Genomic DNA, 19,302 nt, shown 5'->3' with positions numbered 1-19,302 from the left:
GACGACATCCACGAAGCCTTCCTCGGGCTCGCCACCTGTCTCATCACCCACCGACACGTCCAACGCCTTTGTTAGGACCTCTAACAGCGCCGCTCCCGGGACGGCACCCTCCGTACTCCCCCTCCGGAAGGCATCCGATGGAAAAGCCCGAAGGTCCGGCCCTGTTCAGCCGCCGTCGCGCGCTGACGGTGGCCGGTGGTGTGGCCGGCGGCGTGCTCGCCGGCGCGAGCGTCCTCTCCCAGGTGACCCCCGCCTTCGCCGCCTCCGCGGCGTCGGACGCGGATGTGATCGTCGTCGGCGGCGGTCTGGCCGGACTCGTCGCGACGGCGGAGCTGGCGGACGCCGGGCGCAAGGTGCTGCTGCTGGACCAGGAGCCGGAGACGAACCTGGGCGGGCAGGCGTTCTGGTCGTTCGGCGGGCTCTTCCTCGTCGACTCGGCCGAGCAGCGGCTGATGGGCATCAAGGATACCCGCGAGCTGGCCTGGCAGGACTGGCAGGGCGCGGCCGGCTTCGACCGGGGCCCCGGCGAGAAGGGCGGCCAGGACTACTGGGCCTACAAGTGGGCCGAGGCGTATGTGGACTTCGCGGCCGGGGAGAAGCGCTCCTGGCTCTACCAGCAGGGCGTGCGCTGGTTCCCGATCGTGGGCTGGGCCGAGCGGGGCGGCGGCCTGGCGGACGGCCACGGCAACTCCGTACCGCGCTTCCATGTCACCTGGGGCACCGGCCCGGCCGTGATGGAACCGTTCGAGAAGCGGGTCAGGGCCGCGGCGGCCCGGGGACTGGTGACCTTCAGGTTCCGGCACCGGGTGGACGAGCTGGTACGGACGGGCGGCGCCATCACCGGGGTGCGCGGCGCGGTCCTGGAGCCGAGCAACGCCCCGCGCGGGAAGCGGAGTTCGCGTACGGTCGTGGGCGACTTCGAGCTGCGCGCGCCGGTGGTGATCGTCACGTCGGGCGGCATCGGCGCCAACCACGACCTGATCCGGCAGAACTGGCCGGCCCGGCTTGGCACACCGCCCGCGGAGATGATCACCGGGGTGCCGGAGTACGTGGACGGCCGGATGCTCGCGATCACCGAGCGCGCGGGCGGCCGTATCGTCAACCCGGACCGGATGTGGCACTACACGGAGGGGCTGCGCAACTACGCCCCGATCTGGGACAAGCACGGCATCCGGATCCTGCCGGGCCCCTCGTCGCTCTGGCTGGACGCCACGGGCAAGCGGTTCGCCGCGCCCGATCTCCCCGGGTACGACACACTCTCCACACTCAAGGCGATCACCGGCACCGGGTACGACTACTCGTGGTTCGTGACGACCCAGAAGATCCTGGCGAAGGAGTTCGCGCTGTCGGGCTCCGAGCAGAACCCGGATCTCACCAACAAGGACATCCCGCTGACCCTCGCACGCCTCTGGCAGACGCCGGAGCCGGTCGAGAAGTTCAAGAAGAACGGGGTCGACTTCGTCGTCGCCACCACCCTGTCAGAGCTGGTCGCGGGCATGAACCGGCTGACGGGCGCCGGCCTGATCGATCTGGCCGATCTCAAGCGGCAGATCGACGCCCGGGACCGGGAGACCGAGAATCCGTATACGAAGGACGCCCAGATCATGGGGATCCGTAACGCGCTCGCCTACCCGGGGGACTTCCTCAGCCGTACGGCGTCACTGCACAAGATCATGGACTCGGGCGCGGGCCCGCTGATCGCGGTACGGCTCAACATCCTCACCCGCAAGACCCTCGGCGGGCTCCAGACCGACCTCTCGGGCCGGGTACTGGACGCGACGGGCTCGCCGGTCCCGGGGCTGTACGCGGCCGGTGAGGTATCGGGGTTCGGCGGCGGCGGGGTGCACGGTTACCGGTCGCTGGAGGGCACCTTCCTGGGCGGCTGCCTGTTCTCCGGCCGGGCGGCGGGACGCGCCGCGGCGGCGGCCACCGCGACCTGACCCCGGGTGGCCACCGCGGACCTGACCCGGGGTGGCCACCCGGCCCGCCCCCGGGCGGCGGCGCCGTACGTACGCCGTACCCCGCTCCGTACGCCGTACCCCGCTCAGATGCCGGGGATCGGGTCCTGGTCGGCCTCGCGCCGCCGGGTCCTGATCTCCGGCGCGGGCGGGTGCAGCTTGGCGTCGCAGTCGGGTCCGAGGCCGGTACGGCGCGAGGCCGTGCCCCGCAGCGGCCGGCCGCAGAGCCGGCACCGCACCTCGCGGCGGGCGGGGCCGTCGCCGGGCTCGGCCGGGCCTTCGGGTTCGGAGCCGGGCAGCCGGGGCGCGTTCGGGGATGCGTGCACCCCCCACCTCTATCAGCCCGCCCGCCGGCGCGATCACCGGCGGGTCCACAATGAGAGGTGATACGCCGGAAAACGCAGGAACCGAGGAGATCCCCCATGGCTCTGTACGACATTCCGCTGCGCACCCTCACCGGTGAGCCCACGTCCCTGGCCGCCTACGCGGGCAAGGCCGTCCTCGTCGTGAACGTCGCGTCCAAGTGCGGTCTCACCCCGCAGTACGCCGGTCTGGAGCGCCTCCAGCAGAGCTACGGCGACCGGGGGTTCACCGTCCTCGGCGTCCCCTCCAACCAGTTCGCGGGGCAGGAGCCCGGCAGCGCCGAGGAGATCCAGACATTCTGCTCGGCCACGTACGGTGTGAGCTTCCCGCTGCTGGAGAAGGCGGACGTGAACGGCGAGGAGAGGCACCCGCTCTACGCGGAGCTGACGAAGAGCGCGGACGCGGAGGGCGCGGCCGGTGACGTGCAGTGGAACTTCGAGAAGTTCCTGCTCTCGCCGCAGGGCGAGGTCGTCGCCCGGATCCGCCCCCGTACGGAGCCGGAGGCCCCGGAGGTCGTCGCGGCGATCGAGGCCCAGCTGCCCGCCTGAGCCCCGGCCGCCGGGATGACGGGCGGCGGCCGGGGCGGTCGTGGTGGGCGCCCGGCCATCGCACGGCCGGGCGCCCGTCCCGTACGCCGCGTGGTGACGACGGCAGCGGCGTACGGGAGTCTCAGGGGCGTGCGGGGACCGGGGCTCGGTTGGGCTGGGTGCCGGGGTCCTGATGGCAGGCCAGGTGCCGGTGTACGTCCGGGGCGGCGCCCGTACCGGTCTCCACCGTGTGGGTGCTGTACGGCTGGCCGGGCAGGATCTGCTGGTCGCAGTGGGCGCAGAACATCAGCCCGCCTCCCCGTCAGCTCGCCCGTACCGCTCCAGTAGCCACTCGCAGTCCCGGCGGAGGTCGGCGACAGCCAGCCGGGCGGCCCGTGGGCCGACAGCCAAGTCGCTGTGGCGGCGGTCCCGTATCCGATCGAGGTGGCCCCGGCGTGAGATCCAGTCCACGCCACCGCGCCACAGTCGGCCGGCGTCCTCCTCGGCGGCGGGCAGCAGCGCATCGATGTGCGCGCGCAGCCGGTCCGCGACCTCGGCCAGCTCTGTGGGCGACGGCCTCACCCGGGTGAGCGCGGCGGCCTCGTCGATAGCGGCCCGGATCGCGGGCGCGAGGGCCGTGGTCACTGCGGGATCCCTTCCAGGCGTGCCCGGCCCCGGTGAAGGAGCGCGGCGACGTAGTCGGGCCGGCACAGATGGCCGGGCGCGGCGGCGGGCGTGATCCAGTGGACACCGTCCGGGCCGCGCTGGTCCAGGCGCGGGACGCCGACCCAGCCGCCGGCCCCGCGCATCGTGCCGACCGGCTCCCGCCACGCCGCGCAGGTGCCCACCGGGACGAGCGCGTAGTAGCAGGTGGCCCAGTCGGCGATCACGGGGCCGTCGAGCTGCCCCTTCAGCGCGGCGGGGAGGTCGTCGGCGGTGGCGGTGCCGAGCGCGGCGTGCACCAGCTGCGGCGGCATCCGTACGGCGTCGAACCGCACGCCGGTGCGTAGTACCGCGGGTGTGCCCCGCTTCCAGTCCTCGTAGGCCCGCTCCGGGTGCTCCGTGGAGGACGCGAGCCACCGCGAGATGGCCGCTCCCCTGTGTTCCCTCATCACGCCTCCGCAGTCACTGTGATCGCTACGTCACAAACGGTAGGGAAGCCGACCAGTCGCAAACAGGCATGGAACGTGGCCGTTGGTGAACTGCTGATCCCTTACGGGATACGGAGCGTGCCCCTTCTATACGGCGCCGAAGAATGCCCCCAACTCCCGCTGTCTTGAGGTCGGACGGCGCCGCTTGCCCCTGCTGAGCACGTCATGGAATGTGTCCGCTGCCATGCGTTGATGCCGCAGCCACTCGGGCGTCTCGTCCATCAGCAACCACAGAATGTCCGTCGCCTCGCCGGGCTGTCGCAGCATCGCGTGCGCCTGCGCCACATCCAGCAGATGCCGCCGGGCGAAGAGCTTTCCCTTCTTGTCCGAGGGCGTCGGCAGCCGAGCCGACAGCCTCAGCACCCGGTCCGGCTTCTCCGCAACCAACTGGTTCTCGATGCCCTGGAACGCCACCGTCCGCCAGTCGAACCGACCCCAGGACGAGACGGCCACCGCCTGGCCACTGCCGAGAGCGGCGCCTGCCGTTCGGCCCAGACGCAGGATCTCCCGTGCCTCTTGAGGCCGGTTGTTGCGGGCCGCCGCCGCGCTGCCGTGCACCAGTAGCTTTCCCCATGCCCCGAGTGTCTGTTTGGTGGCTCGCGAGATGCGCGGCTCGACAGCGTCGGCGGTCGCGATACTGACCTGTTCTGCTTCGTCGAGACGCCCCTGCCGCATGAGCAACCAGCCCTGCTGGTAGACGGCGGCGGCGACGCCGCCCATATCGCTGATCCGAGCCGCGTCCTCAATGGCGTCTCGCAGTGCGACGTGCGCGAGATCGTAGGCGCGCACCTGGGTGAGATAGCGGCCTGCCATCTGAAGCACGTCGGAGCGGATACGGAGAGCCTCGGTGCACTCGGGGCCGTTGTCGTAGTAGTCGACGGCGTCGTGAGCCGCGTGGACCAACGACGGCAAAAGCGCGGCGACGCGGCCGTAGTTGTCGCGGTGGTAGGCGACGCCGACTTCGTTGGCGATCGACCGCAGCCGAGTGAGGACCGGTTCTGTGGCGATGGTGTCGACGGTGGCGAGCCGTCCAGAGAATGTGACGGGCGGTGCGATGGCCTGTCGCAGTGGCATGAGATCGATGTTGTCGTCGTCCCGGCGGGTGCTGGAGTGGGGGCCGGACGACTCGAACAGCGCCGAGGTGCGTACGCCGAGGGCACGGGCGAGGGCGTGGTAGGTGTCGAGGCGTGCGGCGCCGCCGCGTTCGAGTTTCTTCACTACGCCCGCGCTGAGCCCAGCGCGGGCGGCGAGGCGCTCCTGAGTAAGACCGCGAGTGAGGCGGAGGTCTTTGAGCCGCTCTCCGGGGTTGGTGGGTGCGGTGTCGGTGTGCTCAGGCATACTGGACTCCGTTCTGACCTAGACACTCAGAACGGTACTCCCGAAGCGCCCCTCAACCCGGTTGGTTGAGGGGCGCTTTCGCATGCCGGACATGACGAAGCGCACCCCTGTTCTCCCGAAGGAGGCAAGGGGCGCGGCGGCGTGGGGCCTGGGTCTGTGCGGTGGGAGGGATGCTGTTCCGACCCGCGAGGAGTTGGAGCAGGCCGGTCATGGCGACACCGGCGACAATCTGACGGCCGTCCAGCGGGTCAGCGGGTCAGCGGGTCAGGAGCTGTACGACGTACGGGAGCGCTCCCGGCTCACCCAGTCCGGGCGGGTCCGCAGCCAGCTGGGCCAGCTCTACCCGTACACCGTGGGGCACAGCGCTTCGCGTACGGTCCGAGAAGCGCGAGATAGTGTCCGCGATCTGCTGTCGAGCTGAGGGGTGGACACATGACAACGCTGGCTGTGACGGGGCACATGGACCTGACAGGGGAGAGCGTGCCGCTCGTACGGGCCGCGCTCCGTGAGGTCCTGGCCCAGTACCGGGAGGATCTGACCGGAGTGTCATGCATCGCAGCCGGGGCCGACTCGCTGTTCGCGGAGGAGGTGACCGCCATCGGCGGGCGTCTGGTCGTGGTGGTTCCCTCGCAGGATTACCGGGCAGCGAAGGTCAAGCCGGATCACGCCCCGGTCTTCGACCGCCTGGTGGAAGCCGCTGCCGAGGTGCTGACGATGCCGCACGAGTCGGCGAACCGGCAGGCGTACGAGTCGGCGAACGCCGTTCTTCTGGAGCGCGCGGACCGGTTGGTCGCGGTCTGGAACGGTGCACCTCCCACCGGCAAGGGCGGCGGTACGGCGGACGTCGTCGCGGAGGCACGTTCGGTTGGCATCCCTGTTGACGTGGTGTGGCCGGACGGCGCCGCACGGCGGGCCTGAGCTGAGCAGCCGCTCGCGCCGCGAGTTTATGCTCCTCCTCTGGGCGAAAATCGAACTCACGACGGCTGACCACGCGCGGACATGGCGAGCCCTCCATCCGGCACCCTCAACGCCTTGCGTTGAGGGTGCCGCCTTGCGCAAACGGAGTCAGCGGATCTGTACGCCCGACAGGGCGCGGGCGATGACCAGGCGCTGGATCTCGCTCGTCCCCTCGAAGATCGTGTAGATGGCCGCGTCCCGGTGCATGCGCTCGACCGGGTATTCGCGGGTGAAGCCGTTGCCGCCGAGTATCTGTACGGCCTGGGCGGTGACCTGCTGGGCTGTCTCGCTCGCGAACAGCTTGGACATCGAGCCTTCGGCCGAGGTGAACGCCTTGCCGGTGGCGGCCATCCACGACGCGCGCCAGACCAGCAGCCGGGAGGCGTCGATCCGGGTGCGCGCGTCGGCGAGCTGGAAGGCGATGCCCTGGTTGTCGATGATGGGGCGGCCGAACTGGCTGCGGGTCGTGGCGTAGTCGAGGGCGACCTCGTACGCGGCGCGCGCGGTGCCCACCGCCATGGCGCCGACGGCGGGGCGCGACGCCTCGAAGGTGGCCATGGCGGCGTTCTTGACGCGCCCGCCGCCCTCGCCCGCCGCCGACTTCGCGCGCTCGCGGGCGCGGGCGAGGCGCTCGTCCAGTTTCTGCTTGCCGCCGAGGAGGCAGTGGCCGGGGACGCGGACGCCGTCCAGGACGACTTCGGCGGTGTGGGAGGCGCGGATGCCGTGCTTCTTGAACTTCTGCCCCTGGGAGAGGCCGGGGGTGGCGGGCGGCACGATGAAGGAGGCGTGGCCCTTCGAACCGAGTTCGGGGTCGACGACGGCGACCACGACGTGGACGTTGGCGATACCGCCGTTGGTCGCCCAGGTCTTGGTGCCGTCGAGCACCCATTCGTCCTTGGCCTCGTCGTAGACGGCGCGGGTGCGCATGGCCGACACATCGGATCCGGCGTCGGGTTCCGAGGAGCAGAAGGCGGCGAGTTTCACGTCGTCCGGGTCGCCGTACATCTGCGGGATCCAGGTGCCGACCTGCTCCTCGGTGCCGTTGGCGAGGACCCCGACGGCCGCGAGGCCCGTGCCGACGATGGAGAGCGCGATGCCCGCGTCGCCCCAGAACAGCTCCTCCATCGTCATGGGGATGGAGAGCCCGGTGGGGTCGAAGAACTGCTGGGCGTAGAAGTCGAGGGAGTAGATGCCGACCTTGGCGGCCTCCTGGATGACCGGCCAGGGGGTCTCCTCACGCTCGTCCCACTCGGCCGCGGCCGGGCGGATGACGTCCGCGGCGAAGCCGTGCAGCCAGTCACGGACCTGCCTCTGGTCGTCGTTGAGATCGAGCGTGAACTCGGTCATGTCGCCTCCAGCGGTGCGTCACCCAGAAATGTTACTTGCGGTAACAACAGTCTGTTACTCGCTGGTAGGCGATGTCAACCAGCCACCTTGCGATCAGCGTCGACCTCGGCCGGGGTGTTACGTTTCCGTGGCGCACCGGCAAGCGCGGTTGGCGGTACGCGAGGCGATCGCACGGGCGGGGAGACATCACCCATGGAGACCACACACCAGGCCGAGCAGCAGCGATCGGCGCGGCAGCGGCGCCGGCAGTTGCTGGAGGCCGCCGACAGAGTGGTGCTCCGGGACGGCCCGCACGCCTCCATGAACGCCATCGCCGCCGAGGCCGGGATCACCAAACCGATCCTCTACCGGCACTTCGGCGACAAGGGCGGCCTGTACCGGGCCCTCGCCAAGCGCCACACCGACGCCCTGCTGGACGCTCTGCGGGCCGCGCTCGACGCCCCGGCCGAGCGGCGCGAGCGCGTGGAGGCCACGCTCGACACCTATCTCGCCGCGATCGAGGCACGGCCCCAGGTCTACCGGTTCCTGATGCACCCGGCGGAAGAGGCCCAACTGCCCGAGCAGGGCTTCGACGTCGGCCGCCACTCGGCCCCGCTGCTGCGCCGGCTCGGCGAGGAACTGGCCAAGGTCATCGCGGAACGCGTCGACCTCGGCCAGGACAGCGAGCAGCTCGCCCGGGTCTGGGGTCATGGCATCGTGGGCATGATGCACGGCGCCGGTGACTGGTGGCTGGGCGAACGCCCTTGCTCACGCGCGCAGTTGGTGCACAGCCTGGCGGACCTGCTGTGGGGACGGCTGGCCGCGGTAAGCGACCGGCCGGGCGGCCCCGGATTCTGAACGGCACGGTGAACGGCGGGGTGACCGGACCGATGGGCCGCACGACGAGCGGCACGACGAGCGGCACGACGAGCGGCACGACAGGCGCTGCGGGCGGCGGCACGACGAGCGGCGCGGGCAGGGACGAACCGGCGCCCGCCGCCGCCCCGTACGCCCGGACCACGTACGTCCGGACCGGGTATGTCCGGACCGGGTATGTCCGGACCGGGTATCTCCGGACCCCCCATGTCCGGACCGCGTATGTCCGGACCGCGTGCGTCCGGACCCCGTGCCTCCGGGCCTCCGGCGCCCCGGTCTCAGACGTACGCCCCCGGCTCCCCGGCCCACGGCGCCCGCGCCGCCGTCCGCAGCACCTGGGCGCGACGCCGTCCGGCCAGCCGGTCGGGGTAGACGAGGCCCTCCAGGTGATCGCTCTCGTGTTGCAGGCAGCGCGCGAAGAACCCCGTCCCCTCGACCCGTACCGGCTCCCCCTCCCGGGTGAAGCCCTCCACCACCGCGCGGTCGGCCCGCTCCGTACCCGCCTCGATACCCGGCAGCGACAGACAGCCCTCAGGGCCGCTCAGCGCGATGCCGTCCGTGACGACGGGCCGCGGATTGACGACGTGTCCGAGATGGCGGACGTCCTCGTCGTCGGGGCAGTCGTACACGAACACCCGCAGGGGCACGCCGATCTGATTGGCCGCCAGCCCGACACCCCGGGCCGCGTACATCGTCGCGAACAGATCCTCGATCAGTCCGGCGAGCGCGGGACCGAAGTCGGTGACGGGCGCGCAGGGCGCGTGCAGCACGGGATCTCCGAGCATTCTCATGGCTCGTACTCGCCCGGAACTGCCGGGGATCGAACGGTTTCGCATGTCACTCAGGGTACGGTCCACACTCGTCCCCGCCTTCTGCCCGGTGCCACGGTTCGGGCCCCTGGCCGGATCTCGATAGGCTGACCCACGGACCGACGCAAGGAGGATCAAGGCGATGTCAGGCAACACGGACCCGCTGTCCCCGCGGGCCAAGCTGGCCGTGACGGCGGGCAAGGCCGCGGCGGCGGTGTCGCGCGCCGCTGGGCGCGGCAGCGGATCGGTGATCGGCGGGAAGGTGGCGCTCAGACTCGACCCGGATCTGCTCGGGCGGCTGGCGCAGCACCTCGACGTCATCCTCGTGTCGGCGACCAACGGCAAGACCACCACCACCCGGCTGATCGCCGAGGCCCTGCGGGCCGCGGGGCCCGTGGTGTCGAACGCGCTCGGCGCCAACATGCCGGCCGGGATCACCTCGGCCCTGGCGGGCGGCTCCGACGCGAAGTTCGGCGTGATCGAGGTCGACGAGAAGTATCTGGCCGGGGTGGCGCGCGACACGACGCCCAAGGCGATCGCGCTGCTCAACCTCTCGCGCGACCAGCTCGACCGCGCCGCCGAGACCCGCATGCTCGCGGAGAAGTGGCGGGAGGGTCTGGCGGGTACGAAGGCGGTCGTCATCGCCAACGCCGACGACCCGCTGATCGTCTGGGCCGCCTCCTCCTCGCCCAATGTGGTGTGGGTGGCGGCCGGGCAGGAGTGGAAGGACGACGCCTGGTCCTGCCCCTCGTGCGGCGGTGTGATGCAGCGCCCCGGCGACGACTGGTTCTGCGGCGAGTGCGGCTTCCGCAGGCCGCCGCCGAGCTGGGCGCTCCACGGCGACCACGTGCTGGACCCGCACGGCTCGGCCTGGCCGATCCATCTCCAGCTGCCGGGCCGCGCCAACAAGGCGAACGCGGCGACCTCGGCCGCCGTGGTGGCGACCTTCGGCGTGCCGCCGCAGGTGGCGCTGGAGCGGATGTACCAGGTGCAGGCGGTGGCCGGACGGTACGACGTGGTGTCGTTCCTCGGCCGGGATCTGCGGCTGCTGCTCGCGAAGAACCCCGCCGGGTGGCTGGAGACGTTCTCCCTCATCGACCCGCCGCCGACCCCGGTGATCCTCGCCGTCAACGCCCGTGGCGCCGACGGTACGGACACCTCGTGGCTGTGGGACGTCGACTACACGCGGCTCGCCGGCCATCCGATCTTCGTGATCGGCGACCGGAAGCTGGACCTCGCCGTCCGGCTGGAGGTGGCCGGTCTGGACTTCCGGGTCTGCGAGACCGCCGACGAGGCCGTACAGATGGCCCCGCCGGGACGGATCGAGGCCATCGCCAACTACACCTCGTTCCAGGACCTGCGTCGAAGAGTGGGCAACTGACACCGTGCCGGAGAACTGGACACCTCGGACCCCTGGAGAACGAGCGAGAATGAGTGACAACAGCCTGCGGCTGGTGTGGATCTACCCCGACCTGCTGAGCACCTACGGCGACCAGGGAAACGCCCTGGTCGTGGAGCGCCGGGCCCGGCAGCGCGGGCTGGGCGTCACCCGCGTGGACGTACGCAGCGACCAGCCGGTGCCGACGTCCGGCGACATCTATCTGATCGGCGGCGGTGAGGACCGGCCGCAGCGGCTCGCGGCGGAGCGGCTGCGCCGGGACGGCGGGCTCAGCCGGGCCGTCTCCAACGGCGCCATCGTGTTCTCGGTGTGCGCCGGATACCAGATCCTGGGCCACGAGTTCGTCAACGACCTGGGCGAGCGCGAGGCCGGTCTGGGGCTGCTCGACGTGGTCTCCACCCGGGGCGAGGGCGAGCGCTGCGTCGGTGACGTGCTGGCCGACATCGACCCGCAGCTCAACCTGGAGCAGCTGACCGGGTTCGAGAACCACCAGGGCATCACGCACCTCGGTCCGTCGGCCCGCGCGTTCGCGCGGGTGCAGCTCGGCCGGGGCAACGGTACGGGCGACGGTACGGAGGGCGCGTACAACGGCACCGTCTTCGGTACGTACATGCACGGTCCCGTGATGGCGCGCAACCCGCAGATCGCCGACCTGCTGCTGAAGCTGGCGCTCGACGTGAACGCGCTGCCGCCGACCGACGACCGGTGGTACGAGGCGCTGCGCGCCGAGCGGGTCGCCGCGGCGACCCAGCCCGCCTGACCGGCACCTCACGGGGTGTCCAGCAGTCGGACGCCGGGTTCGGCCGGGCCGCCGCCCGCCGGTAGGGTGGCGGCGATCTGGCCGGACAACGGTGTCCGGCCGTCGGCCCACGTTGCAAAGGTATCCCGGGCTATGCGTATTGGTGTGCTCACCTCAGGCGGCGACTGTCCCGGCCTCAACGCCGTGATCAGGTCCGTCGTGCACCGGGCCGTCGTCGACCACGGCGACGAGGTGATCGGTTTCCACGACGGCTGGAAGGGCCTCCTGGAGTGCGATTACCGCAAGCTGGACCTGGACGCCGTGGGCGGCATCCTGGCGCGCGGCGGCACCATCCTCGGCTCTTCCCGGGTGCAGCCCGCCCATCTGCGGGACGGCGTGGAGCGCGCCCGGGGCCACGTCGCCGAGCTGGGGCTCGACGCGATCATCCCGATCGGCGGTGAGGGCACCCTCAAGGCCGCCCACCTGCTGTCCGAGGCCGGGCTGCCCATCGTCGGCGTACCGAAGACCATCGACAACGACATCGCCTCGACGGATGTCACCTTCGGGTTCGACACCGCCGTCGGGGTCGCCACCGAGGCGCTCGACCGGCTGAAGACCACCGCAGAGTCCCACCAGCGGGTGCTGATCGTCGAGGTCATGGGACGGCACACCGGCTGGATCGCGCTGCACTCCGGGATGGCCGCCGGGGCCCACGCGATCGTGGTGCCCGAGCGCCCCTTCGACATGGACGAGCTGACCGAGCTGGTCGGCCGCCGCTTCTCAGCGGGCAAGCGGTTCGCGATCGTCGTGGTGGCGGAGGGCGCCAAGCCGCGCGCGGGCTCGATGGAGTTCGACGAGGGCGGCAAGGACGTGTACGGCCACGAGCGCTTCGCCGGTGTGGCGCGGCAGCTCTCCACCGAGCTGGAGGAGCGGCTCGGCAAGGAGGCCAGGCCGGTCATCCTCGGCCACGTCCAGCGCGGCGGCACCCCCACCGCCTACGACCGGGTGCTCGCCACCCGCTTCGGCTGGCACGCGGTCGAGGCCGCCCACCGGGACGAGTTCGGCATGCTGACGGCGCTGCGCGGCACGGACATCGTGATGGTGCCGCTCGGCGAGGCCGTGGAGACGCTCAAGACGGTGCCCGCCGAGCGCTACGCCGAGGCGGAGTGCGTGCTCTGACCCGTATCCGCGGGACGCCGGAAACCGCTCCCGCCCGCCCCCGCCCGCCGACGCGGCCGGGGGCGGTTCTACTCTGGTGCGGACAACCGGCGTGAATCGGGCCGGTCTGTCTCACGCTCGTCCCACGGGAGCACACGGATGGAACACAGCGGGCACGGCACGACCATGGATCTGCCGCCGTTCACGCTGGGGCGGGGGCTGGCGTACTCACCCGACCTCTTCTTCCTCGTCGGCTGCGTGCTGGCGCTCGCCCTCTACGGCTGGGCCGTGCTGCGGCTGCTCCGGCGCGGTGACCGGTGGCCGGTGGGCCGGACCGTCGGGTTCGTCCTCGGTGTGCTGAGCGTGGCGCTGATGATGTGCACCGGGCTGAACGACTACGGCATGGTCATGTTCAGCGTGCACATGGTGCAGCACATGGTGATCAGCATGGTCTCCCCCATCCTGCTGTTGCTCGGCGCGCCGGTGACGCTGGCGCTGCGGGCGCTGCCGGTGGCGGGCCGGCGCGGCGCCAAGGGGCCGCGCGAGCTGCTGCTCGCGCTGCTGCACAGCCGCTATCTGCGGGTCGTCACCCACCCGGCGTTCACGATCCCGCTGTTCATCGCGAGCCTGTACGGGCTGTACTTCACTCCGCTCTTCGACTTCCTGATGGGCTCCACGGCCGGGCACCTCGCGATGATGGTGCACTTCCTCGCGGTCGGGCTGGTCTTCTTCTGGCCGATCATGGGCGTGGACCCGGGTCCGCACCGGCCCGGCTATGTGATGCGGATGCTGGAGCTGTTCGCCGGGATGCCGTTCCACGCGTTCTTCGGGATCGCGCTGATGATGGCGAGCGAGCCGATGGTCGCCGCGTACCGCTCCCCGCCCGCCTCGCTGGGGATCGACGCGCTGACCGACCAGAACGCGGCGGGCGGTATCGCCTGGGCGTTCAGCGAGATCCCCTCGGTGCTGGTGCTCATCGCGCTGGTGTACCAGTGGTACCGCTCGGAGCAGCGGCAGGCCAAGCGTTCCGACCGGGCCGCCGACCGGGACGGCGACCAGGAGCTGGCGCGGTACAACGCCTATCTGGCCTCCCTCCAGGCCCGGGGGCAGTAGCGCGAACCCCTCGTCACGGGTGACGATGGCCTCCATGGCCCCGGCCCGGAGGAGGACGCGGATGTCCGGTTCCACGAAGACGATGGGCGCGGTGACCGTCGGCGCGCTGATCGCGGTGACGGGGTACACGGCGGCGCTGGGCAGCAGCGGCTGGCTGTGGTTCGGCTGGGTGGTCCTGTGCCTGATCACCATCGGGATGGCCGCGACACGGAGCTGAGCGTCACGCGTGCGCCGGGGCGTACGGGGGCGTGGTACGCCGCCCGGCGGACGCCGGGGCGTACGCAGCGCACAGGCCCCGGAGCGCGGGAGAGGGCGGGAGAGAGCGGGAAGCGTACCGCGGAGCACCCTTCTGGAAATTTTTTCGCCGACGCGCGCATACTCCCCGGCACCCCGGGCACTCGCAGGGTCGCAGCACCGCAGCCCCGGGAGGATCACGTCATGTCGATGTCCACACCGTCCGCCGCCACGTCCACCGCGTCGCCCGCGCCGTCCGCGCCGGTGACGGACCTCCCGGACAGCGGTGCCCGGGACAGGACCGGCGAGCTGCCGTGGATCGAGGACGCAGGGAAGGTCGCCCCGAGGGACGCGCGGACGCTGTCGAAGCTCTTCTTCGACCAGCTCCAGGTCCTCGAAGAGGGCACGCGTGAACACCAGTACGCGCGCAACACGCTCATCGAGATGAACCAGTCGCTCGTCCGGTTCGCCGCGAGCCGCTTCCGGGGCCGGGGCGCGGACGAGATGGAGGACATCCTCCAGGTCGGCACCGTCGGACTGATCAAGGCCATCGACCGCTTCGACCTCTCCCGCGAAGTCGAGTTCACCACCTTCGCGGTCCCCTACATCGTCGGCGAGATCAAGCGCTTCTTCCGCGACACCACGTGGGCCGTGCACGTGCCGCGCCGCCTCCAGGAGCTGCGCGTCGAGCTGGCCAAGGCCAAGGAGCACCTCGCGCTCCTGCTGGACCGCGAGCCGACGGTGGCCGAGCTGGCGGGGCACATGGGGCTGACGGAGGACGAGGTGGTCGAGGGGCTCGTCGCCGCCAACGGCTACAGCGCCGGCTCCCTCGACCTGCCGACCGACGGTGACGACGCGGGACCGGGCGGCGCGGGCCGTACGTACGCCGACACCCTCGGCGACCGGGACCCGGCCATGGAGCTGGTGGAGGACTTCCACACGCTCGCCCCGCTGCTGAGCACGCTGGACGCGCGTGAGCGGCGGATCCTGGAGTTCCGCTTCGGCCAGGAGCTGACCCAGTCGCAGATCGGCGAGCGGCTCGGGGTCTCGCAGATGCACGTCTCCCGGCTGCTGTCCCGCACACTCGCCAAGCTCAGGACGGGCATGCTCACCGAGGAGTGACACCCGGCGCACGGCCGACGGGCGGGGCCCGTTCCGGGCCCCGCCCGCGTTCGGGTCCGAGCCCGGCCCGGCCCCGCGCCACCCGTACCGCCGCACAACCCCCCGCGTTCCCGCCGCACCGCGATGCCACCGAGGTAGAGCCCATGACCAGCACCCAGCAGTCGCCCGCGCTCCGCCCCGGGGACCCCGAAGGGCCGACGGAGCCGCCGCTGTCCCCCGAGGAGCGCGCGCTGCGCATACGGCGGCGGCTGGAGCGGCTGATCGGGATCGCGGCGACCGAGGGCAACGCCCTGGTCCCGCTGCGGAACGGGGACGCGATCTTCGGGGCGATGCTGGAGGCCATCGGCTCCGCCGAGCACACCGTCGACATGATGACGTTCGTCTACTGGAAGGGCGACATCGCCCGCCGGTTCGCCGAGGCGCTCGCCGACCGGGCCCGCGCGGGGGTCCGGGTGCGGCTGCTGCTGGACGGGTTCGGCAGCAGGCTGATCGACAAGGACCAGCTGCGCGCCATGGAACAGGCCGGGGTACGGGTGGCCTGGTTCCGCAAGCCGCTCTACCTCTCCCCCCTCAAGCAGAACCACCGCTGCCACCGCAAGGTACTGGTCGTGGACGAGATGACCGCGTTCACGGGCGGCGTGGGGATCGCCGAGGAGTGGTGCGGTGACGCGCGGAACGAGAACGAGTGGCGCGACACGCACGTACGGGTGAGCGGCCCGGCGGTGGACGGTCTGGCCGCCGCGTTCGCGCAGAACTGGGCCGAGTGCCACGAGGACCTGTTCGACCCGCGCGACCGGTTCGTGGAGCACGGCCCGCGGGGCGACGCGGTCGTCCAGGTGGTGCGCGGCTCGGCGAGCTTCGGCTGGCAGGACATGCAGACGCTGCTGCGGGTCGTCCTGGAGTCGGCGCAGGAGCGGGTACGGGTGGCCACCGCGTACTTCGCGCCCGACGCGTACTTCATCGAGCTGCTGTGCGCGACGGCGCGTCGAGGGGTGACGGTGGAGATCCTGCTCCCGGGGCCGCACACCGACAAACGGGTCTGCCAGCTGGCGGGCCAGAACCACTACGAGGAGCTGCTCGCCAGCGGGGTGCGCGTCTTCCACTATCAGCCGACGATGATGCACGCGAAGGTCATCACGGTCGACGGGGTCGCCTCGCTGGTCGGCTCGACCAACTTCAACCGGCGCTCGCTCGACCACGACGAAGAGGTGATGCTCGCCGTTCTGGACATCGCGTTCACGGCGACCCTCGACGAGCACTACACGGAGGACCTCGCGGTGAGCGAGGAGATCAAACCGGGGCGCTGGAAGCGCCGTTCGGGGCTGCAACGGGTCAGGGAAGCGGCCGTCGTGCCGATCCGCCGCTTCCTCTGACCCTCCGCCCCTGTCGCTGTCCCTGCCCCTGAGGCCGGGCCCCGCTCGCCGGGCCCTGGCCTCAGGCGGGCCCCGGCCTCAGGCGGGCTTGCGGGCGATGGCTCCGTACATGGCGATGTCCCGGTCGTCCATCGGCACCTGGTCCGCGTCGGGCCGCCAGTGGTGCACCTGGGTGACACCGGGCTCGATGAGTTCGAGACCGGCGAAGAACTCCTCGGCCTCGGCGTGCGTACGCAGCTGCATCGGCATGCCACGGCGCGCGTACTCGGCGGCCACGCGGCCGACCTCGGCCGGGGCGAAGTCCGCGGTGCCGATGGTCATGGCCAGATAGCTGCCCGCGGGCAGCGGCTCCAGCAGCCGCTGGACCAGACCATGGTCGTCGTCGTCCTTGAGGATGAAGTGCAGAATGCCGATGATCATGAGCCCGACCGGCTCGCGCAGGTCCAGCAACTCCTGGAACTGGGGCGAGCCGATGATCGCGTCGGGGTCGCGCATGTCGGCGTCGATGTAGGCGGTGCGGCCCTCCGGCGCGCTGGTGAGCAGCGCGCGGGCGTGGGCCAGCACGATGGGGTCGTTGTCGACGTAGACGACCCGGGAGTCCGCGCTCACCTCCTGCACGATCTCGTGCACGTTGGGTGAGGTGGGCAGGCCGGTGCCGATGTCCAGGAACTGCCGGATGCCCTTCTCGCGCGCGAGATAGCGGGCGGAGCGGTGCATGAACTCCCGGTTGGCGCGCATGTGCACAGGGAGCGCGGGCCACTCCCGGCACATCGAGTCACCGGCTTCCTGGTCGACCTCGTAGTTGTCCTTGCCGCCCAGGATGTAGTCGTAGACGCGCGCCGAGTGCGCCTCCCCCGTGTTGAAGCGGTCCTCCGGAGAATGCTGCGCTGCCATCTTCGCTCCTCCCCGGTCCGTCGCCCCCTGCGAGGGGATCGCGTACCGGTACCGGTCTCCACTGATTCCTTGGCCAGAGTTTAGGCGCTCGGTGATCGTTTCCCTAGGGAAAGAGCGTTTCAACCGCGTCGAAACGCGTCGGCGCCCCGGAAATCCGGGGCGCCGGCCGTTCGGTCCCGGGCGCGTGACCACGGCGCGGGAGGGCGGGGCTCAGTGCAGGACGCGGGCGTCGCCACTCGCGGTGGCGAAGCGGAACTCGACCGTGACCGGGAGCGTCTCCAGATCGAGCGCCTGGCGCAGCCGGGGCAGCCCCTCGGTGTCCAGCCGGGCCCGTACGGCGCCCAGGTCGGTGCTCTGGTCCGCGCTGATCACCACGGCGAGGACCGGGGCGCGGCGGGTGCCCGCGAGGGTGGCGTGGGCGGCGCGTACGCCCTCGTACGTGGCGACCTCGCCGACGAAGGGCTCGGTGGCCGTGCTCGCGGCCAGCTCGGTGCGGCCCTGGTCGGGGTCCCGCTCCAGGCGCCAGGTGCGCGTCCGGGGCCTGCGGGCGAACTGGGCGGCCAGCCAGCGCAGGGCGAGCAGCCCGATGACGATCGCGGCACCGGCGCTCACGTACAGCACCCAGGTGGGCGGGGTGGCCGTGCCGGGTACGAGAGCGGCGTCCCGGTCGAGCACGGTCAGCCGGCCGTAGTGCGTGGCGCAGACGAAGCCGCCCCCGGCGAGCAGGAGCAGTCCGCACAGGGCCAGCAGGACGCGGTTGAGGCGGGCCGGGCGGTTCAGGGCGGTCATGAAGTGCTCCTGGTGGCGCGGAGTGTGACCTTCACGTCCGGGCGCCGGGCCGGGTCGATCTGGTCGAGGCGCTGTTCGAGGGCGGTGCGCACGGCGTCGGCGAGACCTTCGGTGTTCGTACGGTCGGTCCTGACGCGGGCGGCGACCCGGCGGCGGCGCAGCCTCAGCGTGACGCGGTTGACCCCGTCGACGTCGGCGGCGGCGGTGCGCAGGGTGGAGCGCAGGCCGCGCCAGGAGGCACCCGAGTCGAGTTCGCCGGCCAGGGGCAGGACGGTCGGCCGGCCGGGCAGCACGGCCGCCATCACCATGATCAGCCCGATCAGGGCGGCGATCCCGCCCGCGACGGCCGGGGCCCGGTCGTTCCAGTGGGCGGCGCGCAGATCGCCCGCGACGGCGCCGTAGCTGATCCACGGGGTCTGTCCCGCGATCATCTGGACGGCGACGACGGCGACGACCGTGCAGGCGGCCAGCAGCGCCAGCGCGGTGAGCGTGGCGGGGGCGGAGCGGCGGGGGCGGCGTTTCACAGGACCCTCCTGGTGTCGGCGACGGCGCTGTGCAGGGCGGTGACGGTGATGTCGACGCGTGACACCGTCAGTCCCGTGAACTCCCCTACGCGCTCCTTGAGATGGGCGCGCGCCGCCTCGGTGGTGCGCGCCACGGAGACCGGGTAGCTCACGGACAGCCGTACGTCGAGGGAGGTGGTGGCGCCCTTGATCCGGGCGGAGACGGTGGCGTCGCGGTCGGGCTCCCCGGCGCCGACCGCGACGCCGAGCACCCGGCGGCCCACGCCGCCCACGCCGTCGACCTCGGTCACCGCGTGTGCGGCGATGCGCTCGACGACGCGTTCGGCGATGGTGGTCACGCCGCGCTCCGCGGACCCCGGCGCCGCGGGCGGGGCGGCGGGGGCAGCCTGCGGGAGCGCCTCGGTCGCGGTGCTGGTGGTGGTCATCGCGGTCAGCCCCTGTCGCGGCCGACGAGCTGCGCGAGGTCGATCCTGCCGTCGAGGTGGAGACCGACGAGCAGTCCGAAGAAGCCGAGGACGAGGACGACGAGGAAGGCACCGAAGCCGCCGAACGCCGCGGCGAGTCCGAGGACCATACCGGTCAGCAGTCCGGTGTGGGTGCTGCTCATGGGGTTTCTCCTGGGGTGAGAGGGGCCGGGCAGAGGGGGGTAGGG

General features: G+C 71.6%; 24 protein-coding genes. 12 read left to right on the top strand and 12 right to left on the bottom strand.

Annotation, left to right across the window (positions count from 1 at the left end; all coding sequences use genetic code 11):
- Window positions 1–137: 137 nt before the first annotated feature.
- Window positions 138–1,940 carry an FAD-binding dehydrogenase gene (locus DVH02_RS30185; RefSeq protein ID WP_114627034.1) on the top strand — a complete coding sequence of 601 codons (1,803 nt, stop codon included), beginning with the start codon at window positions 138–140 and terminating at the stop codon, window positions 1,938–1,940.
- A gap of 104 nt (window positions 1,941–2,044) precedes the next feature.
- Here DVH02_RS30185 and DVH02_RS30180 read toward each other — a convergent pair whose 3' ends face one another.
- Entirely contained in the window at window positions 2,045–2,257 is a 213-nt protein-coding gene (locus DVH02_RS30180; RefSeq protein WP_114627035.1) for a DUF6011 domain-containing protein, read from the bottom strand.
- A 123-nt stretch (window positions 2,258–2,380) separates the two neighbouring features.
- On the opposite strand from DVH02_RS30180, the gene DVH02_RS30175 reads away from it, so the two are divergent.
- Entirely contained in the window at window positions 2,381–2,869 is a 489-nt protein-coding gene (locus tag DVH02_RS30175; protein WP_114627033.1) for a glutathione peroxidase, read from the top strand.
- 121 nt (window positions 2,870–2,990) lie between these two features.
- Here the strand turns inward: DVH02_RS30175 and DVH02_RS35355 are convergent, their stop codons facing one another.
- From DVH02_RS35355 to DVH02_RS30160, 4 genes are all read right to left on the bottom strand, one after another.
- Window positions 2,991–3,155 (bottom strand): hypothetical protein, encoded by a 165-nt coding sequence (locus DVH02_RS35355; protein ID WP_158575957.1) that lies wholly within the window; start codon window positions 3,153–3,155, stop codon window positions 2,991–2,993.
- A complete protein-coding gene (locus DVH02_RS30170; RefSeq protein WP_114627032.1) occupies window positions 3,155–3,493 on the bottom strand; it encodes a DUF6415 family natural product biosynthesis protein in 339 nt (112 codons plus the stop codon). Before DVH02_RS30170 ends, DVH02_RS35355 begins: the two co-directional genes overlap by 1 nt.
- The gene (locus DVH02_RS30165) at window positions 3,490–3,960 is read right to left on the bottom strand and encodes a hypothetical protein (RefSeq protein WP_114627031.1); all 471 of its coding nucleotides are present in this window, start codon (window positions 3,958–3,960) and stop codon (window positions 3,490–3,492) included. Before DVH02_RS30165 ends, DVH02_RS30170 begins: the two co-directional genes overlap by 4 nt.
- 126 nt (window positions 3,961–4,086) lie before the next feature.
- Entirely contained in the window at window positions 4,087–5,337 is a 1,251-nt protein-coding gene (locus DVH02_RS30160; RefSeq protein ID WP_114627030.1) for a helix-turn-helix domain-containing protein, read from the bottom strand.
- A gap of 91 nt (window positions 5,338–5,428) precedes the next feature.
- Between DVH02_RS30160 and DVH02_RS30155 the strand changes: the two genes are divergently transcribed.
- Complete coding sequence (locus DVH02_RS30155; protein WP_147286163.1) at window positions 5,429–5,758, top strand: hypothetical protein; 330 nt, start codon at window positions 5,429–5,431, stop codon at window positions 5,756–5,758.
- A gap of 11 nt (window positions 5,759–5,769) precedes the next feature.
- Window positions 5,770–6,255, top strand: a complete 486-nt coding sequence (locus tag DVH02_RS30150) for a hypothetical protein (RefSeq protein WP_114627028.1) — start codon at window positions 5,770–5,772, stop codon at window positions 6,253–6,255.
- A gap of 147 nt (window positions 6,256–6,402) precedes the next feature.
- Here DVH02_RS30150 and DVH02_RS30145 read toward each other — a convergent pair whose 3' ends face one another.
- Window positions 6,403–7,641 (bottom strand): acyl-CoA dehydrogenase family protein, encoded by a 1,239-nt coding sequence (locus DVH02_RS30145; RefSeq protein ID WP_114627027.1) that lies wholly within the window; start codon window positions 7,639–7,641, stop codon window positions 6,403–6,405.
- 192 nt (window positions 7,642–7,833) lie between these two features.
- On the opposite strand from DVH02_RS30145, the gene DVH02_RS30140 reads away from it, so the two are divergent.
- Window positions 7,834–8,478, top strand: coding sequence for a TetR family transcriptional regulator (locus tag DVH02_RS30140; RefSeq protein WP_114627026.1), 645 nt, complete (start codon window positions 7,834–7,836; stop codon window positions 8,476–8,478).
- A gap of 296 nt (window positions 8,479–8,774) precedes the next feature.
- Here DVH02_RS30140 and def read toward each other — a convergent pair whose 3' ends face one another.
- Window positions 8,775–9,332, bottom strand: a complete 558-nt coding sequence (gene def / locus DVH02_RS30130; protein WP_114627025.1) for a peptide deformylase — start codon at window positions 9,330–9,332, stop codon at window positions 8,775–8,777.
- 115 nt (window positions 9,333–9,447) lie between these two features.
- Between def and DVH02_RS30125 the strand changes: the two genes are divergently transcribed.
- The 7 genes from DVH02_RS30125 (at window position 9,448) to DVH02_RS30095 (ending at window position 16,443) form a co-directional block, all read left to right on the top strand.
- Window positions 9,448–10,686: a Mur ligase family protein gene (locus DVH02_RS30125; RefSeq protein WP_114627024.1), complete on the top strand. Its 1,239-nt coding sequence runs from the start codon at window positions 9,448–9,450 to the stop codon at window positions 10,684–10,686.
- Between the two features lie 49 nt (window positions 10,687–10,735).
- The gene (locus DVH02_RS30120; protein ID WP_114627023.1) at window positions 10,736–11,464 is read left to right on the top strand and encodes a type 1 glutamine amidotransferase; all 729 of its coding nucleotides are present in this window, start codon (window positions 10,736–10,738) and stop codon (window positions 11,462–11,464) included.
- Between the two features lie 132 nt (window positions 11,465–11,596).
- On the top strand, window positions 11,597–12,622 hold the full coding sequence (locus DVH02_RS30115) for a 6-phosphofructokinase (protein ID WP_114627022.1): 1,026 nt from the start codon (window positions 11,597–11,599) through the stop codon (window positions 12,620–12,622).
- Between the two features lie 138 nt (window positions 12,623–12,760).
- Window positions 12,761–13,714 (top strand): cytochrome c oxidase assembly protein, encoded by a 954-nt coding sequence (locus tag DVH02_RS30110; protein ID WP_114627021.1) that lies wholly within the window; start codon window positions 12,761–12,763, stop codon window positions 13,712–13,714.
- 61 nt (window positions 13,715–13,775) lie between these two features.
- Entirely contained in the window at window positions 13,776–13,931 is a 156-nt protein-coding gene (locus DVH02_RS30105; RefSeq protein WP_114627020.1) for a hypothetical protein, read from the top strand.
- Between the two features lie 221 nt (window positions 13,932–14,152).
- Window positions 14,153–15,070 (top strand): RNA polymerase sigma factor SigF, encoded by a 918-nt coding sequence (locus DVH02_RS30100; protein WP_114627019.1) that lies wholly within the window; start codon window positions 14,153–14,155, stop codon window positions 15,068–15,070.
- 143 nt (window positions 15,071–15,213) lie between these two features.
- On the top strand, window positions 15,214–16,443 hold the full coding sequence (locus DVH02_RS30095; RefSeq protein WP_114627018.1) for a phospholipase D-like domain-containing protein: 1,230 nt from the start codon (window positions 15,214–15,216) through the stop codon (window positions 16,441–16,443).
- A 78-nt stretch (window positions 16,444–16,521) separates the two neighbouring features.
- On the opposite strand, the gene DVH02_RS30090 is transcribed toward DVH02_RS30095, so the two are convergent.
- The 5 genes from DVH02_RS30090 to DVH02_RS35745 form a co-directional block, all read right to left on the bottom strand.
- Window positions 16,522–17,337 (bottom strand): SAM-dependent methyltransferase, encoded by an 816-nt coding sequence (locus tag DVH02_RS30090; protein WP_114627017.1) that lies wholly within the window; start codon window positions 17,335–17,337, stop codon window positions 16,522–16,524.
- A gap of 210 nt (window positions 17,338–17,547) precedes the next feature.
- Entirely contained in the window at window positions 17,548–18,126 is a 579-nt protein-coding gene (locus DVH02_RS30085; RefSeq protein ID WP_114627016.1) for an Asp23/Gls24 family envelope stress response protein, read from the bottom strand.
- Entirely contained in the window at window positions 18,123–18,650 is a 528-nt protein-coding gene (locus DVH02_RS30080; protein WP_114627015.1) for a DUF6286 domain-containing protein, read from the bottom strand. The genes DVH02_RS30085 and DVH02_RS30080 overlap by 4 nt, the downstream gene beginning before the upstream one ends.
- On the bottom strand, window positions 18,647–19,075 hold the full coding sequence (locus DVH02_RS30075) for an Asp23/Gls24 family envelope stress response protein (RefSeq protein WP_114627014.1): 429 nt from the start codon (window positions 19,073–19,075) through the stop codon (window positions 18,647–18,649). The genes DVH02_RS30080 and DVH02_RS30075 overlap by 4 nt, the downstream gene beginning before the upstream one ends.
- Window positions 19,076–19,080: 5 nt before the next feature.
- Window positions 19,081–19,257, bottom strand: a complete 177-nt coding sequence (locus DVH02_RS35745) for a hypothetical protein (RefSeq protein ID WP_199566468.1) — start codon at window positions 19,255–19,257, stop codon at window positions 19,081–19,083.
- Between the last annotated feature and the right edge of the window lie 45 nt (window positions 19,258–19,302).

The organism is Streptomyces corynorhini, assembly GCF_003346515.1.
GTDB lineage: Bacteria > Actinomycetota > Actinomycetes > Streptomycetales > Streptomycetaceae > Streptomyces > Streptomyces corynorhini.
The sequence above is the reverse complement of the archived record's forward strand: the minus strand, read 5'-3'. Positions and strand labels throughout refer to the sequence as shown.